We start from the raw sequence: 17002 nt of genomic DNA, 5'->3' as shown, positions 1-17002 counted from the left end.
GCCAACAAAAATCCGTATCGACTAGCTAAGCCCAATCACCGCCCCTCCTCACACCGATCTAAGTCTATCCTCCTGCGCAGCCGCAACAATAGCTATATGGCATGAATTATGCTGCACTGCACACACGGTAATGGCAATTCACGATGATTTTAGACTAAGGATCTCTGATGAAAATACGTTCTCTGTCAACACCTTTCATACTGTTCGGCTTGCTGTTTTGTCTGGGCTCAGCACCAGCTTCCGGACAGACCGACGATCCGGCCCCTGCATCTGGCAGCAGCACTGAAATCACCGTCCCCTCAGTACCATTGGTAAAACCAACGACGGCAGTAACAGTATCCTTACCGCCAGCACCGATAACAACGCCGACGCTCGTCAATGCAACGACCATCAGCGCAGGGGATACCGCCTGGATGCTGACGTCAACGGCGCTGGTACTGCTGATGACAATTCCAGGTCTGGCTTTGTTTTATGCCGGCATGGTCCGCAAAAAAAATGCGCTGGCAACCGTAGCGCATAGTGTCGCCACCACCTGTATCGTCACGATTATCTGGGTCGTTCTCGGTTACAGCCTGGTATTCACACCAGCCACGCCGTATCTGGGTAGCCTTGATCGGCTGCTGTTGCACGGCATGGTATTTCTGAAAGATGCCGGCCAGCTGACAGTGCATCATGTCGCCACGACGATACCGGAAAGTGTGTTCATGATGTTTCAGATGACCTTTGCGATCATCACGCCAGCTCTGATTACCGGTGCCTTTGCCGAAAGAATGAAATTTTCTGCTTTTCTGCTATTCATCACGCTCTGGTCACTGATCGTCTATGTTCCTGTTGCCCACTGGGTGTGGGAACCGACAGGCTGGCTGGCAGCGCGTGGCGTGCTCGATTTTGCCGGTGGTACGGTTGTCCATATCAATGCCGGTATATCAGGACTGGTCGCTGCGCTGATCATCGGCCCACGCAGTGGTTTCGGTAAAGAACCGATGCCACCTCATAATCTGGTATTGACAGTCATCGGCGCAGCGTTGTTATGGGTAGGCTGGTTCGGCTTCAATGCCGGCTCTGCTGGCGCGGCAGATGGACGTGCAGGTTATGCGATGCTGGTAACGCAATTGGCAGCCGCAGTGTCTGCCATGGCCTGGATGTGCGCAGAGTGGCTGCGCCGTGGCAAGCCATCTGTCCTCGGCATCGTTTCCGGTGCTGTTGCTGGCCTGGTCGCGATTACTCCTGCCTCAGGTTTTGTCGATGTGACCGGGGCATTCGTGATCGGCGCGGTGGCCGGTGTCGCTTGCTATTGGGGTGCAACGTCGCTCAAAGCAATGGGTCGCTACGATGACTCTCTGGATGTGTTCGGCGTGCATGCGATAGGCGGCATTGTTGGTGCGCTGCTCACAGGCGTATTTGCACTAAAAAGTATTGGCGGCGTCGAAGGCAGTCTGAGCAATCAGGCATTTGGCGTAGCAGTCACGATCATTTATTCGGGTGCAATGACAGCGGTGATTCTTGGTATTGTGCGTCTGCTCACTGGCTTGCGTGTGACACCGGAACAGGAACGAGAAGGTCTCGATCTGGAACTACATGGGGAGCATGTATTATGAACGCAGTTATGTCTGACAACCTCGCATTCTCTCTGATGGCGCGTATGCATGTCATTTTGCGGCGCCAGAATGAGAGGGTGATCGATATCGAATACATGCGCATCGACCCTGTTTATTGCCGCTATATTCTCGATCTGGCTTTGGAATTACCAAACACCGACCTGCATGACATCTGCCTCAAGCTGGAAGAAATTTATTTTGGCGAACATGGTCTGTTTGTCGCTACCGAACCGGCACCGCTGATCAAAAAACTGGAAGGCTTAAAAATACGCCCCAAAACACCATTAGCAGCAATACCTGCCGTATCGGCAAATCTGGTCGCCGCCACAGTCGCATCTGCTGGCGCGACAGAATTACCGACACTCGACCAGAACTCCATCGTCGATCAGACCTACATCGGCAGACTACGCTGATTGTCTCAGTATTGATGCCGCTTACAGGCCTGAATATGGCTAATATCCGCATCAATACTGAGATTTAATTTTGAAAATCAAGCTATTTCCTGATTTGTGGATCAACGCGCCATTCAGAAATACCAATAACCGTCATTCACCCATTGCGTCAGCGCTTTGACGAAAGCAGCGTGCTGCAAACCTTGTTCCAATGCCGCCAGACTGAGATTGTCTTCATCGCACAGCGCCAGCACGGTCGCACTGCAGTCTGCACCAAATTCATACCGCTCGCCGTTGACATAGCAAATCCCCTGACTGATGCTATCGTCAAGATAGAAACAACGTAAGCCACCGGTGCGAATCAGATCGGTTTGCTGCAAATTCTTGCGTAACTCGGTTTCATTGATAGGAAAATCCAGCGCCTGTAAATCGAGTTCGCATTTGGTTTTCGATAAATGGCAGCCGACAAAATTCATCATGATTTCGTCATCATTCAGTATCGTCTGCATTTGCTGTTTGATCAGCGTAAAATCACCAGCGTTAATATGCCCCTGATGCTGATGCATACGGCGTTGCGGATCACTGATCAAGGTGCCACCGAGTTCATTATCTATCAGGTAGTCCGCCAATCCACTCAGCATATCGCTGGCTGATTTGCTGCGAAAGCCCACTGAGAAACTCATGGAACTCTCAAGTGATACGCCATCATGCGGAAAGCCGGGTGGGATATAGAGAATGTCACCCGCAGTCAGCACCGCATCGATAATGGGCTCGAAAGGATCGGTATGCAATAAGGCGGCGTGAGCAGCGAATTGACGATGGTTACCCCGCTCACCAACGCGCCAGCGACGGCTACCTGAGCCCTGACAGATAAACACGTCATACAAATCGATGTGCGGCCCGACACCGCCGCCCGGCGCGGCAAAGCTGATCATCACATCGTCGAGCCGCCATTTCGGAATGAAAGAAAATGCCCGTACCAAACTGGCGACTTCAGGCGACCAGTGATCAACGGCCTGTACCACCAGCGTCCAGTCGCGCTCACCAAGATGTTCGTAACTTTCAAACGGGCCATTTTCAGCCTGCCATTTTCCGGATTGTCTATAAATCAGACGAGAATCTATCTGCGATTCACATGCCAACCCCGCCAGCTCATTCGGTGAAATCAGATCGCTGAATGCTGGAAAGCCCTGACGTATCAGTACCGGTTTTTGCTGCCAGTAATTAGCTAAAAAATCGTCGAGAGTAAATTCACTGAGCGTGAGGGTTAACATGGCAAAAATGAAGATAAGTAAGTAAAACTGTCTTGTAGCATGAAGAATGTCAGCGTCATACCGGACAGATCAAACTTTTGGCAGAAAACCCGTTTACCTCAGCATTAACCAGCGTGAATGGCACAAATCAGGGCACGCACCCGCCCTGATTTGACTGTAATCAAGAAAACTTACCAACGTGCGAAATGCTCTTCCGTCACCCCTGCCAGTTGGCCGACAGGCCGTGGGCTGGCATCTGCATGCGCCTTTACCCAGCCACTAAAGCTGCCCACAGGTTGTTGATAGCGACTCGCAGCGATCAACAAATTCTTGTTTTCACTGCGCACGCCTTCCGGTTGAAAATACAAATCCAGTAAGCCATCACTGGTGTGGATATGCCACGGTGCCAGCACGTTCGCCGGGTCGTATTCAAAGTGCGCGCTGCTCAGAGAAATCAGTTGCCCATCCAGCCACAAGGCATTTTCCTGATCGCCGAAATAACCGGATTGCAGATTAAATCCCATATCCAGACTATGTGCCGACGCCCACAGCCAGCGCGTTTCCCGCGCCAGAAAGCCATTGCTGTGATCGACACTGCCGCAACCATCGCTAAGGCTGAAACATCGTTGTCCGACTTTCACTTCCCCGCTCAAGCGCATCCCGCCAGATTTCATCGTTGCGTGCACGCTGCCACAAATTACGTTGCCGACGGCCAGCAATTCCGGCGCTGCACCGGCCAAGTGTAATTCAGCATCGATCTGGCAATCGCGAAACGACACCTGAATACGGTAAGTATTGTTAGCAGGCTGATGATGAAAATGTAGCCGCTGTCCGGGAAAGCGAAACCAGCTTTCAGCGCCAGTGGCAGGGTGGGCATTCAGATACGCAGTCAGCCCGGGTATGCCATCTTGCGAAAATTCTGCCAGCAGCTTTTTTTGCTGACGGTCAAACACGTAGGCAAATGCGGAGTTGGTCCAGCCTACATCCACAATCGCGATGCCGCAAAATATCTGATCCGTCACCAGTGCAGCATACTGCCAGTGCTTGTGATGAAAGCGCTGCCATACGACACCGCGCCGGAAAGGAGCCGCAAGCGCAGACCAGTCAATCACAGAGATTGCACCGGCAAATTTCCCGGTACGAACCTGACCACACGCATCGACCAGCGCATCCGGCGCCGTCGGCAAATAAGCTGGCTGAGAAATAGTTGGCATGATGTTTTTATGAAAAGATATTCCACACATTGTCCGATAAACCGGCGCTGCGGAACATCAAAATCAGACGATCTGTTGCATAAGGTTCAATTAAGCCAACACTTAGCTGCGTGAGAAGTGACGAGGATGCGAGAGACGCGTGCAACAAAGATGAGGACACATCAGAAAGTGCTGATCCCCTATACAATGACCGGCTATATACGCACCAACTGAGTCAGATTTTGAGCCTACTTGCAAGCCCTCTTGCCTTCGTCGACCTGGAAACCACAGGTACCATCGCAACCCGCGACCGCATCACTGAAATAGCTATCGTGACTTTTGATGGCGAACGTACAGAACGCTGGTCACAACTATTAAACCCCGAAGCAGCTATCCCGCCCTTTGTTGAGCAACTGACCGGCATCAGTAATGCGATGGTCGCTGACCAACCTGTGTTTGCTGATATTGCCGAGGAAGTTTTGCAACGCCTGCAAGGACATATCTTCGTTGCGCATAATGCGCGCTTTGATTACGGATTTTTGAAAAATGAATTCAAGCGCCTTGGTCTCACTTTCAGAGCAACGGTGCTGTGTACACTGAAGCTGTCGCGTCAGTTGTTCCCACAGTTTGCCAAACACAATCTGGACTGTCTGATCGAGCGCCATCAGATCAGCGTCGGCGATAGGCATCGCGCCTTGACCGATGCCGATGCGATTTACCAGTTCTGGTGCGATCTGCAGGCGACGTTGCCTGCAGAAACCTTACAGGTAGCGGTACAAGAACAAACAACGCGCCCCAGTCTGCCGCCGCATCTGGACGCGGATATTGTGGAGCAACTGCCAAAAGGCTATGGCGTCTATCTGTTTTTTGCAGAAAACAGATTACCGATTTACGTCGGCAAAAGTAATACGCTGCGCCAACGGGTGTTATCGCATTTTTCTTCTGATCATGCGATTGCCAAAGAAATGAGCATCTCACAACAGGTGCGCGATATCGAGTGGATAGAGTGCGAGGGTGAAATTGATGCACTGATTACCGAAGCCAGACTGATCAAAGAAATGCAGCCGACGCTGAATCGTCTATTACGCCGTAACACAGAATTCTGCTCGTGGCGTCTGAAGGATATGGGCAGTGGCTTGTTGCAACCACAACTCGTGTATGCCCGCGATCTGGATCTCGGCAGACAAGAGCAGTTATACGGTCTGTTTAAAAGCGGCGCTAGCGCACGCGAGTTTTTATTGCAGGCAGTGAAGCAATTTCAACTATGTGCTGCCACGCTGGGGTTGGAAAAAGGTGGTGCGGGTAAGCCTTGTTTTGCGCGCCAACTGAAGCAATGCAAGGGAGCATGCGTCGGCGCGGAATCACCACTGCAGCATAATCTGCGGCTGGCAGAGGCGCTCGGTGCGATGAAATTAAAGGCATGGCCGTTCTCTGGCCCCGCTGTACTAAAAGAAGGCAATGTCCATCACGTGATTGAGGCATGGTGCTATCTGGGCAAGGCGAAGAGTGAAGCGGATATTCAGGATTTGCTGACACGCGGTAAACCGCGTTTTGATCGTGATACTTACAGAATTTTGCTCAAGTATCTGAGCAGGATGAAAGCCATCAGCGTCGCAGGCATCAAAGTTCAGGCAGAAGTTAGCTAAAAAGACGGGGAAAGCGGGAAACGGAGCACAGCCAGACTGGCTGTGCTCCGGAAAGCTGTTGGCGAAAATATTAATTCAACGCTGCAGCCGTTGGTTTTTCACTGCCATCCGAAGGCAAGGCGGGAACGCCTATCAGTTTCATCAACAATGGATACACGTCAACGTTGTCAAACGCGGGGATCACCGTATTCTTTTTGAATGCTGGCCCATTGGCAATAAAGGTCGCCGCCATTTCTGGTGCCGTATTGTCGTAACCATGCGCGCCGCCGTTAGTACGGTTTTTGATATTTTCCTCACCAAAAATCAGCCAGCCGACATCGGCCAGACAAACGACGGATGGCACGCGGACATTGCTCCCGAAGTGGTAGCGCGCGGGAATATCGGCTTTCTTCCAGCATTCCATGTGCTCATGTTTTTTCAACAGCTGTTGCTTCACAACAGCATCTTGTCCGGGAGCCACTTCGATACCGGCGTAGGTTCCCGCAGTCACCACCTTAAAACTGTCAGGCGGCAGGATTTTATTCAGATAAACAACCCGTTCCGCGCTGGTGGCTGCCATCCCGTGATCCGACACCACCACAATATTGGCATTGACCTGACGCGAGCGCAGGCCGGCAATCAGACGACCGATTGCCACGTCAACGCTGGCGACAGCGTCAGTGGTGTGCCGATCGTCCGGCCCGAATTCATGACCCGCATGGTCCACATCATCAAAATACAAAGTCAGGAAACCCACTCTTTTCTCGACAGGCTGATCGATCCAACCCAGCAGCGTATCAACGCGTTTTTCTGGCGGCAATTTACCATCGAATACGCGCCACTCTGTCGGACGTACACCATGAATATCCGCTTCTGAACCTGGCCAGAACATAGTGGCAGTACGGACACCATTTTTTTCTGCGGTCACCCAGACTGGCTCGGCCTGATCCCACCAGCGACGATCGATGACGGCATCGCGGTTACCCAGACTGAAACGGACACCGGGAATCGCCGGATCTATCATCGTATTTCCGACGATGCCGTGATGATCAGGCCGTAAGCCGGTCACCAGCGTGTAGTGGTTAGGGAACGTGATCGAGGGAAATGAGGGCAGCATTTTTTCTGCACGCACACCGTCAGCAATCAGAGCATTCAGATTCGGCGTCACGCCGCGTTGCAGGTAGTCAGGTTTGAAACCATCGATCGATACCAGAATTACTGGTGGTCGTGCTGACTGCTCAGTCGCAGCAGAAACCGTCGTTTGCTTGACTGGTTGCGCGCAGCCTGCAACACCGATGACCAATGCCGCACAAACCGCTTGGATAAAGCTTTGTTGAGAAAAAATCTTAATCACATTTCACCTTAAAAAAAGGGGCAAGCTGCCCCGCATCAATTAATTTCCTTCCGCGATCAGTTGCAAAAACTGATCAAGAATATGGAAATGATCATCAAAAAACTGCTCTTCCATTGCACACAATTCAGTTACCGGAAACCAGGCTGCCCGCGCTGCATCGTCGGCAGCAACAATCTCAGGCAGCGTTGCCAACGGCAGATCAAAAAAATGGGCATGCGTAATCGTGCGTCCACGCTGACTGCGAGCCGGGTGATCAAATACCCGGACATCAACCAGCGCCTCTTCGAGTTCCGGTTTGGACACCGCAAGATTCGTCTCTTCGATTAATTCTCGGATTGCGCCTTGCAGTAAAAGTTCCTGCTGATCAAGGAAACCACCCGGTAAGGCCCACAAACCTTTGCCTGGGTATCCTCCGCGTTGCACCAACAAAACATGTCCGGCTACTTTCACCACAGCATCCACGGTACAAAATACCGGCGGATACGGTGCTGCTTTCCAGGCGTCTTTGTATTTCTGCAGTTGCAGATGCTCTTGCACCAGTCCGGCATAGTCAGGCGTTAATACCCACTCACTGATAAAACGCAGTACAGACCACGGTAAAAACGCTGCAACCATATCCAATGTTGCCTGCATATTCTTTGCTGCAAACAGCTGTTGCCGTATCTGTGTTGCATCCGTTGTGACAACCCGCTCTGCCTCTATCCATTGCCATTGCGGGAAGTGCTGCAGATAATAGCTGGAGGCATCTTTTACATAGCCTGTCAGCGCGATATGCAAAGCCGCATCCCCCCGCCTGGCAATGGCTTGTGCAACCTTGTTCTGTACGGCATTGGCCCAACGCAGATCATCGTAATAATCGCGCACCGGGATAAAACTGACACGCGCCTGATCAGCCTCAGACAAACTTGCACTGATCATCGCGGCCCGCTCTTGCCAGGTAAACGGATTCCCGACACTTCTGGCGCAAAACGCCGAACCTAACACAACGATCACCTTGTCCGCATTTGACAGCGCAAGAGCCAATAAACTGGCATGCCCTTGATGAAACGGCTGAAAACGTCCAATCAGGACTGCAACATCGAAATTATTCGTCATGGCATAGTGGCATAGTCAGATGGCAGGATGATGAAATACCTGACGCAAGTACGCCAGAAAGGTTTCATCGGTGCAGAGCGTTTTGCCGGCGGAATCCGATAACTTAGCAACGGGCTGACCATTGCATGACATGAGCTTCATGACGATATTCAACGGTGGGATTCCAGTGTCATTAGTCAGGTTGGTACCGATGCCAAATGCCGGCATTGTACGATCCGCAAAGTGACGGTAAATTCTGAACGCAGTATCAAAATCGAGTGCGTCGGAAAACACCAGACGCTTGGTTTTACCATCTATTCTGAGTTTCGTATAATGCGCCAGCGCCTTTTCGCCCCAGACGATAGGGTCGCCGGAATCGTGCCGCAAACCATCAAACAACTTGGCAAAATACAGATCAAAGTCAGCGAGGAAAGCATCCATACCAACGACATCGGTTAAAGCAATGCCGAGATCACCGCGATATTCCTGCACCCAGTCTTCCAGTGCCGCTTTCTGAAAATCGCGCAAACGTACGCCAAAAGACTGATAGGACTGCAAGTATTCATGCGCCATCGTTCCCATCGGTACGAGGTGATGTTTCTTAGCGAGATAGACGTTCGATGTACCTTTGAAAAATTCCGGTACTTCGCGCGCCAGCGTAGTGATGACTTCGTCATGCCAGGCTCCGGAAAAACGGCGGCGCACGCCAAAATCAGAAAACTCAAAAGGATGGAACTTTTTTGGTTCCTGCGCAAACGCCTGCAATTGTGAAAGCTTTGCAGCCAGTCGACGCCGTGCTTCCGGTAAGGTGGCATCGGTCTGCAAACGGCGGAAATACAATTCATTGACGATATGCAGCACAAAAATCTCGAATGCCGAAACATGTACCTGTGGACCTGTAGCAACGATCTCCAGTTGCTCGCCATTCGTACTGACTTTAATGAACTTACGCTGAAAATGAAACAAGGCCAGAAAATCGGTAAAGTCACTTTTGATGAAGCGTAAGGAACGCAAATAGTCGAGTTCATCTTCAGTAAACTTTAATGAACACAAATGATCGAGTTCGCGTTCAACATCGTCTTTCAATTCCGCCAACGGATAGACTGGCGTGTTTCTGCACACAAACGCATATTCCGTCTGTGTATTCGGATGGCTGTGCAGCAAGGCCTGCCACATCGTAAATTTATATAAATCGGTTTCCAGCAAGCTTTGTACAACTGGCTTCATTTGAAATTCTTTACGGTAATTGATAGACACCAGCATGATGGCTGGCGCATGAAATTCAGCGCGCCTGATTCGCTACTAATTCGGGCAACACATCGGCGGCAGCGGCAATCTGCATACCGCGTTGCTGCATATCGTGAAGGAAACTGGCATATTGCGCCTCAAACCCTGCTACCGGGCTGATGCAGTCACTCAGCAATACCAGCTTTGACAACTGCGTCGGATCAAAGTGTGCAACGATGTGTTCTGTTGTCGCTTTGACGCAATGGCTACCAGCCTCGCCCGCAATGTAGATCTGATCGGCTCCAGCCAAGCTGTCGATAAAGCTGCGGTTCAGCTGCGTTGCAGGGTCTTGCGGGTCCGGTACTTCTGCCATCACCGCAGAATAATGTTCAGTCCAGGGATTGCTGCCTTTGATCAGTTTCATCGCGACGCTGCTGCCAGTTTCCTCCCAGCGACCATAAGCCGCCCGCACATCCGCATGAACATTATGTCCCCAGCTACCGATTTCGCAGTGCACCGGCCACACCATCAGTTGATACCGCCCGTTTTTTTCCAGGCTTTCCAGATACGCGAGTGTGCGGGCGAGTGATTGCGACTGACGTGGCAGATAGAGTCCATCCCTGACATCCCGCGCCGAAATCACGGTGAACGGTGCGATCGCGTTTTTACTCGCATCCATCCAGAAAGGCGGATGGGCGATGTCATAACGGTGATGGGAATCCAGCGTGATACTAATGTCGGACAGCCCAGCGCCAGCGCGTTCTATGAGTTCTGCAATTCGCAACATATCGGCATGTGCCCCCGCCACAGGTAAAGCGGGAGTGACGATTTGTCGGCTGACAGGGTCGGTCATCAGATAATCGGCGGGAACATCACAAAAATCATTTTGCGGGTCAATGAGGAGGAGATGCAGATTACGTTTCATAAACTTTCCTGTGCTGAAGGCATGATTTTATGCCATGACGCAAGATCGTTCATGAAGTGCCTGAGTTGAGTGCCAGATCGCCGTTGAATTTGTCTGTTCTTTCGTTTCGACTATCAGGCTGGGAATGCCATATTTGTGTATAAAAAAACACAATAATGTTCAAGGCTTCTGAAAAATCTGTAGCCATTATCAATATGCAACTTTTCTACTCTTAACAATGTAGAATATGTAAAGATTCCTTCATCTGAGTCAAGGTCATGCAAAGATTCATACTTCTGTAAGATTCTTACCTTGTATCAACTGAATTCGGGATTGAATAAAGACAGATGTTGAACAATACTTCCTCTGTTTCTACCCGTAACACCCCTTTTGTAAAAACTAAGCTTCAAACGTGGATCAGAGTGTGCAATCACATCGTCTGCCGGAACTTAGCTTATTCTTAAATCAAACCAGACAAATTATGCTCAGTCATTTACTTAAGTCTTTCGTCTGCAGCGTGCTGATCGCCACGCTGGCTGCTTGTGGCGGCAGTACGCCGGACACAAGTTCAACCAACAGCAACAACGCGGCCGGAAATTCCGTGCAAGCGATGGCTGCAAACTATGTTCAACCGAGAACTGGATGGTTCTGGAATCCGGCGGAAGGTGGCCGGGGTTTTGCGATTGAACGTCAGGGCAGCCAGTTGTTCGTTGCCGGTTTCATGTATGAAACAACGGGTGAGTCAACCTGGTATGTCAGCACCATGAATCAACAGCCTGATGGTAGTTACCGTGGCGATTTCCTGCGCTATACCGGTGGTCAATCTCTGCTGGGCACCTATAAACAAGCGCAACCAACGACCTACGCAACGGCAACTGCATCTTTCGACAGCAGCACAACCGGTCAGTTAAGCGTCACGAGCTCAGGCAGCAATGCGACAACGGTGATCGCGCTTCAGGCTTTTCCGATTTCAACCCCAACCGCGTTCCAGCCTTCTACTGACCAGTTCCAAAGTGGCTGGTGGTGGAATCCGGAAGAAGGTGGACGCGGTTTCTTTATCGAAGCCCAAGGAGCGCAAGCCTTCATCGGCAGCTTCATGTATCAGGACAATGGTTTGCCGACATGGTATGTCAGCAGCGCAAAATTACTGGCGCCGAATCTGATCAGTGGCAACCTGGAATCCTACTCTAACGGTCAATCCATGTTTGGAGGCTATAAACCAGCGTCCCTCTCGTCAACTAATCCGGGCGTGGTCAGCTTTGACATGACCAGCAATACCACCGGTGTCATGACACTCACAGACGGCAACAAAATCAATGTGCAGCGTTTTGTCTTTAATACAGAGCCTGTTGCAGCGGAAACAGCAAAAAATCTGCTGATTTCTGAAGTCTCGTCGGATTATTACAATAACGGTTCCACATGGTTCGAAGTCTACAATCCAAATTCAACGACTGCCATCAATTTGGCCGACTATACGTTGCGTAGCACTTATCTGGATACCGATAAGGGACTGATTTATTCATCGCCAATGACTTTTACGTTACCTTCGGTCACTATCCCTCCGAAATCGTATTTGGTTATTTCAAGCAGTACAATAAGCAACCCTGTCAACAGCAAGCAGATTGTGTATGTTGGAGGTAGTTCACAAAAACCTTTCTGGACATCATCAGGTTTTATTGAGTTGCTCAAAGGCGGACAAACTGCTGATATCGTTCGCTTTGGTAGCAATGGCACGAGCCCGACAACGACTAGTGCTTGGACAGGTGCAAATGCGCCAGCTCTTCCCTATGATAAAAACCAATATGGCTACTCGATCGTCCGCCTTGCTGCATCAGGAATGACGGATACCAATACAGGCTCGGACTGGTCTTCAGTGAACTTTGCTACGCCAGCAGGCCCGAATGATGTCGGTGTCGGCGTGGTTGACTCTGATGGCGACGGCATCCCTGACAGCGCAAAAATCAATGGTAAAACTTTTGCCGGGCTGGATCTCTATGCTATGGGTGCCCGCCCTGGTCAACGTGATGTGTTCATGCAAATTGACAGTATGAACAGCAATGATCCCGGCATCATTTTGCGTCCGGAAGCTGCACAAAAATTGGTCGATACTTTTGCCAATAAAGTCTACAGTGCCGGCAAGAAAAAAATCGCATTACATATTGATGCAGGTAATTTATTCTCGCCGACAATCAATCCGGGAGCGTTCAACCTTGGTGGCGGTAAATCCGTCCCTTACACACCGTGTCTGGTAATGGAATATGACAAGGTCACGACGTCCGGCTGTACCAATCTGTACGATGTAAAACGGACTAACCTCGATGTACGCCGTAAGCTGATTTTCCATTACGTCATTATGGGACAGTCTCAGCAAGTGGATGGCAGTTGTGGTTCCAGCGGCCTCGGTGAGGTCAATGGCAATGATTTTATTATCACATTAGGGAATTGCGGCTTCAAAACTACTGCCGGCACACAAGTCACCTATCTGATTAATGCCCAAGCTGCAACGCTGATGCATGAGTTTGGTCATAACCTGGGCCTTTCACATGGCGGTAATGAAAGCAATAATTACAAGCCCAACTATTACAGCATCATGAACTACATGTATAGTTTCCCAGGCTTAAGCGCAAATCCAAGTAGTACTCAGGCAGCCAACCGTTTTTATCTGACCAACAAAACCTACGCCAAGGCTACTGGTCTCAACATCTGCAACATCGATAATTCGCCTTGCGGCAACAGCTTTATCATGGATTATTCGAACGGCAGCAGTATCGATCTGGATGAAAATAACCTGAACGAATCGCTGAATATCGGCCGTGGCGCAGTTGCTGGCGCTTACGCGGATTGGGACAACAGCAATAGCCAGACGAGCGGCACATTTGCGTTCAACATCCACAATCCGGATACGACGACAAGCCTGAGGGTGCTCAAGGATTACAACGACTGGGATAATCTTGTGTTGCCATTAGCGCGTACTTTCCAGGGTGTAAATTCTGGTGCCGTATTGCCAACGATGCAGCCGGTCAAAGAAATTGTCCGTAAAGATACGATGAGTGACAGGCCACGAAATCTGGTCTATGAAGACCCGAATCTGTTGCCGAGGCATTTAGATTCAATACGAAGAACTCAGCATTAATAAGAACAGCCCGCACTCTTTTGACTGCGGGCTTTTTTTATTTGTATCCGCTCATTTTTTTCTGATTGACGGCAACCACTGCCGTCACTGTTCCCGCTCAACACCACCTGCCGCAGAATCGCAGTTAACAATAATTGTCATCCGGCGAATCAAGATAATTACAGCCATATCTATTACAATGCGCACACTTCCTGTGTGACTTGTTATATCCCTCTGCGTTTGAGCTCAGGCCGCGGATATCGGCCACCAAACCACGCATGTTATTCAATAATAAATTTAGTGATTATTCAAATATGGACATCCCTGTAGCCGATATAAATAAAACGGCAAGTAATGAAGATTTACATACGATGGCCTGGAATCACTCAATGTTTCCCCTGTTTGCAATAGATATGGCTTCTGGTCAGTTGCTTGATGTGAACCGGGCAAGTGAATTACTGACCGGATATGGTCGGGCAGAATTGATAGGCATGTCATATCAGTTGTTGTTTCCAGAAAACGAGCGCAGCTCCCTGCGCACGACTCTGCTCACCATATCGACACCGGCCGTTCTCAAAGAGCTGTATATACAGACAAAGACAACGCAACTGATCCCGGTGGAAGTCTCACTGGCAACGATGTTTGAAAACCAGGGTAGTTACCAGCTGATAGGCAGTTTCAGAAATCTGCAAACCATCACAGACACTGAATATGAACTGGCGGCGAAGAAATGGGAGTTATCAGCGTATGCCAGCGCCGCACTGGCACTGTCCCAAGCAAGTTCAGCTGAAGAGTTAATGCAGTTGGTATGCGACGCCTTAACGCACGAACATCGCTACGTTCTAGCCTGGGTTGGTATCGCCGAAAACACCGCAGACAAACGTGTGCGTATTGCCGCCGGATCCGGTTGCAGCAAAAACTATCTGACGGATTTGTCCGTCAGTTGGGCAGAAGACAGTCCCTGGGGACAAGGCCCGACCGGGCTGGCGATACGCAGCGGCCTCACCCAGATGATGAAAGACGCTGAAACCAATCCCGGTTTTACACCATGGAGTGAAAAAGCAAAACAGGAAAATATTCGTGCCAGCGTTGCCGTTCCATTCAAATATCAACACGATCAACATGGCGCCTTAACGGTTTATTCGTCAGAGCCTGAGACCTTCGGCAAAACTATGCTGGAATTATTCGAGCATCTGGCGGGAGAAATTGCGCACGGGCTGAATAAATTTGCTCAGAATGCCGTTATCGACAGCGAACGGCAGCAGCGTGAAGCAGCACAGTTGAACTTATCCAATGCCTTGGGCGCGGCAATCCGTGCGATGGCAAAAACAATGGAAAATCGTGACCCTTATACTTCAGGTCATCAGGACAGAGTGTCTGTAATTGCCTGTGGCATTGCGCAGCGGCTGGGTTGGAGTAGCGATCGCTTGCAAGCACTGCAAATGGCAGCAGTCGTGCATGACATAGGAAAAATTGCGATTCCGATTGAAATTCTGACCAAACCGAAGCGCCTGAGTGATGCTGAGTTTCTATTGATGAGTGAACATCCGTACACCGGTTACACGATACTGAAAGATATACCGTTCCCGTGGCCTGTTGCAGAAATTGTTTATCAACATCACGAAAAAATAGATGGTTCCGGCTATCCGCGTGGATTGCAGGGAAATGAAATTCTGCCGGAAGCACGCGTACTGGCGATCGCTGATATCGTCGAAGCAATGGCCTCGTATCGACCTTATCGACCGGCTTTAGGTATAGAAAAAGCACTGCATGAAATTGAACTGCTTGCAGGTAAACAGCTAGATGCTGAATATGTTGCTGTTTGTGCCCGGATGTTCAGAGAGGAAAATTTTGCATTACCTTTGCCGGATCATCTCTGATCGGAAGCCAGATACAGCGAGAGATCCACGCGGCTGACTTTTTACCCGGAAGACAGATCGTTTATTCTATTAAATATAATTTTTTCACAGAACATCATTTCATTGAGAGTTTCATCCGCGCGACGCTGATCAGCTCAGGAAATGTCGAATCAAATTTATGATGATGCACAACGATATGCACAACGATACGCATGACGACACAGAAGATGACTATAAAACTGCGGCAGAACGCAACGCCGCTGCCGCACGCAGCACCTGGACCAGCGTTGTCGTCAATCTTGCGCTGACCGCGCTGCAGATCAGCGTCGGTATATTCGGAAAATCACAGGCACTGATCGCCGACGGCATACACTCGCTATCCGATCTGGTAGCAGACTTTGTCGTTCTGTTTGCCAGCCATCACAGTAAAAAAGATGCGGATGAAGATCATCCTTATGGACATCAGCGTTTTGAAACAGCAGCCTCGCTGATACTTGGCATGTTATTGTTAGCCGTTGGTATCGGCATGTTATGGTCAGCATTCAGAAAGCTGGAATCACCGGAAAGCGTGCCTCAGGTGCACAGCATTGCTTTGTGGGTCGCTGGCAGCGCGTTGATTTCCAAAGAGCTGTTATTTCGTTACATGCTGAAAATTGCGCAAAAAGTAAAATCCAGCATGCTCGTTGCCAATGCCTGGCACGCCCGCTCAGATGCAGCCTCTTCGCTGGTGGTCGCTTTGGGTATTATCGGCAATCTGGCTGGTTACCCGATTCTTGACCCGATTGCGGCGCTGATCGTCGGCTTTATGGTGGCGAAGATGGGCTGGGAGTTCAGCTGGGAAGCGCTGCATGACCTGATGGATCGCGCTGCCGATGATCAGGAAGTACAGGCAATACGTCAGACACTGCTGGAAACCCCGGGTGTGATTGATGTGCATGATGTGCATACCCGCAAGATGGGCGACATGATCGTGGTTGATGCGCATATTGAAGTCGATGCGACAATCACGGTGGAAGCAGGACACGACATCGCCGTCGAAGCCCGGCAACGCGTGATGATGCGACACCGGGTACTCAACCTGATGACACACATCGATCCCTGGAAACGTCCAGACCGGGATCATAGAGAACAGGTCAGCAAGCCCTGAAAAAATGAATGGCCGGCCTGAGCGTTTGCAGATGGGCGAACTGCAGACGCTCAGGCCACTATCTTGCCTCACTTCCAACCGCATTTCAACTCACGCAGTTTATATGCGGTGACCGTAAATGCAGTCACTGCAATCGCGTCATCTTTCTGTACAAACACAGATTGCTTGTCTGAGCTTGCTATAGCAAAGTATTATAGAAAAAATTCACACGCAGGCACCACCATTGAGCTTGATCGAATGGTAACCACACGCTCTGCGATACAC

12 protein-coding genes are annotated in these 17002 nt (G+C 50.2%); 6 read left to right on the top strand and 6 right to left on the bottom strand.

Annotated elements, in window-relative coordinates; translation table 11 throughout:
• The first annotated feature begins 167 nt into the window (after positions 1–167).
• Both H8K29_RS02085 and H8K29_RS02080 read left to right on the top strand, forming a co-directional pair.
• On the top strand, positions 168–1598 hold the full coding sequence (locus H8K29_RS02085; protein WP_186896218.1) for an ammonium transporter: 1431 nt from the start codon (positions 168–170) through the stop codon (positions 1596–1598).
• Positions 1595–2011, top strand: a complete 417-nt coding sequence (locus H8K29_RS02080; RefSeq protein WP_186896217.1) for a hypothetical protein — start codon at positions 1595–1597, stop codon at positions 2009–2011. The genes H8K29_RS02085 and H8K29_RS02080 overlap by 4 nt, the downstream gene beginning before the upstream one ends.
• Positions 2012–2124: 113 nt before the next feature.
• Here the strand turns inward: H8K29_RS02080 and H8K29_RS02075 are convergent, their stop codons facing one another.
• Together H8K29_RS02075 and H8K29_RS02070 are read right to left on the bottom strand one after the other, a co-directional pair.
• Positions 2125–3264 carry a cupin domain-containing protein gene (locus tag H8K29_RS02075; protein WP_186896216.1) on the bottom strand — a complete coding sequence of 380 codons (1140 nt, stop codon included), beginning with the start codon at positions 3262–3264 and terminating at the stop codon, positions 2125–2127.
• 170 nt (positions 3265–3434) lie between these two features.
• Positions 3435–4457 carry a DUF2804 domain-containing protein gene (locus H8K29_RS02070; protein ID WP_186896215.1) on the bottom strand — a complete coding sequence of 341 codons (1023 nt, stop codon included), beginning with the start codon at positions 4455–4457 and terminating at the stop codon, positions 3435–3437.
• 221 nt (positions 4458–4678) lie between these two features.
• Between H8K29_RS02070 and H8K29_RS02065 the strand changes: the two genes are divergently transcribed.
• Positions 4679–6082 (top strand): 3'-5' exonuclease family protein, encoded by a 1404-nt coding sequence (locus H8K29_RS02065; protein ID WP_222611389.1) that lies wholly within the window; start codon positions 4679–4681, stop codon positions 6080–6082.
• Between the two features lie 70 nt (positions 6083–6152).
• On the opposite strand, the gene H8K29_RS02060 is transcribed toward H8K29_RS02065, so the two are convergent.
• Genes H8K29_RS02060 through H8K29_RS02045 form a run of 4 tightly spaced genes read right to left on the bottom strand, consistent with a single transcriptional unit; the run spans position 6153 to position 10641 of the window.
• Positions 6153–7415, bottom strand: coding sequence for an ectonucleotide pyrophosphatase/phosphodiesterase (locus H8K29_RS02060; RefSeq protein ID WP_370527118.1), 1263 nt, complete (start codon positions 7413–7415; stop codon positions 6153–6155).
• 39 nt (positions 7416–7454) lie between these two features.
• Positions 7455–8510 (bottom strand): bifunctional nicotinamide-nucleotide adenylyltransferase/Nudix hydroxylase, encoded by a 1056-nt coding sequence (locus H8K29_RS02055; RefSeq protein ID WP_186896214.1) that lies wholly within the window; start codon positions 8508–8510, stop codon positions 7455–7457.
• Between the two features lie 15 nt (positions 8511–8525).
• Complete coding sequence (gene pncB / locus H8K29_RS02050; protein WP_186896213.1) at positions 8526–9716, bottom strand: nicotinate phosphoribosyltransferase; 1191 nt, start codon at positions 9714–9716, stop codon at positions 8526–8528.
• Positions 9717–9771: 55 nt separating this feature from the next.
• Positions 9772–10641, bottom strand: a complete 870-nt coding sequence (locus H8K29_RS02045) for a cysteine hydrolase (RefSeq protein WP_186896212.1) — start codon at positions 10639–10641, stop codon at positions 9772–9774.
• A gap of 460 nt (positions 10642–11101) precedes the next feature.
• On the opposite strand from H8K29_RS02045, the gene H8K29_RS02040 reads away from it, so the two are divergent.
• The 3 genes from H8K29_RS02040 (at position 11102) to H8K29_RS02030 (ending at position 16738) form a co-directional block, all read left to right on the top strand.
• Complete coding sequence (locus H8K29_RS02040; protein WP_186896211.1) at positions 11102–13753, top strand: hypothetical protein; 2652 nt, start codon at positions 11102–11104, stop codon at positions 13751–13753.
• Between the two features lie 257 nt (positions 13754–14010).
• Complete coding sequence (locus H8K29_RS02035) at positions 14011–15612, top strand: HD domain-containing phosphohydrolase (RefSeq protein WP_370527117.1); 1602 nt, start codon at positions 14011–14013, stop codon at positions 15610–15612.
• Positions 15613–15772: 160 nt separating this feature from the next.
• Positions 15773–16738 carry a cation diffusion facilitator family transporter gene (locus H8K29_RS02030; protein ID WP_222611403.1) on the top strand — a complete coding sequence of 322 codons (966 nt, stop codon included), beginning with the start codon at positions 15773–15775 and terminating at the stop codon, positions 16736–16738.
• Positions 16739–17002: the final 264 nt, after the last annotated feature.

This window comes from Undibacterium sp. CY21W, assembly GCF_014284265.1.
GTDB classification, from domain to species: Bacteria; Pseudomonadota; Gammaproteobacteria; order Burkholderiales; family Burkholderiaceae_D; genus Undibacterium; species Undibacterium aquatile.
The sequence above is the reverse complement of the archived record's forward strand: the minus strand, read 5'-3'. Positions and strand labels throughout refer to the sequence as shown.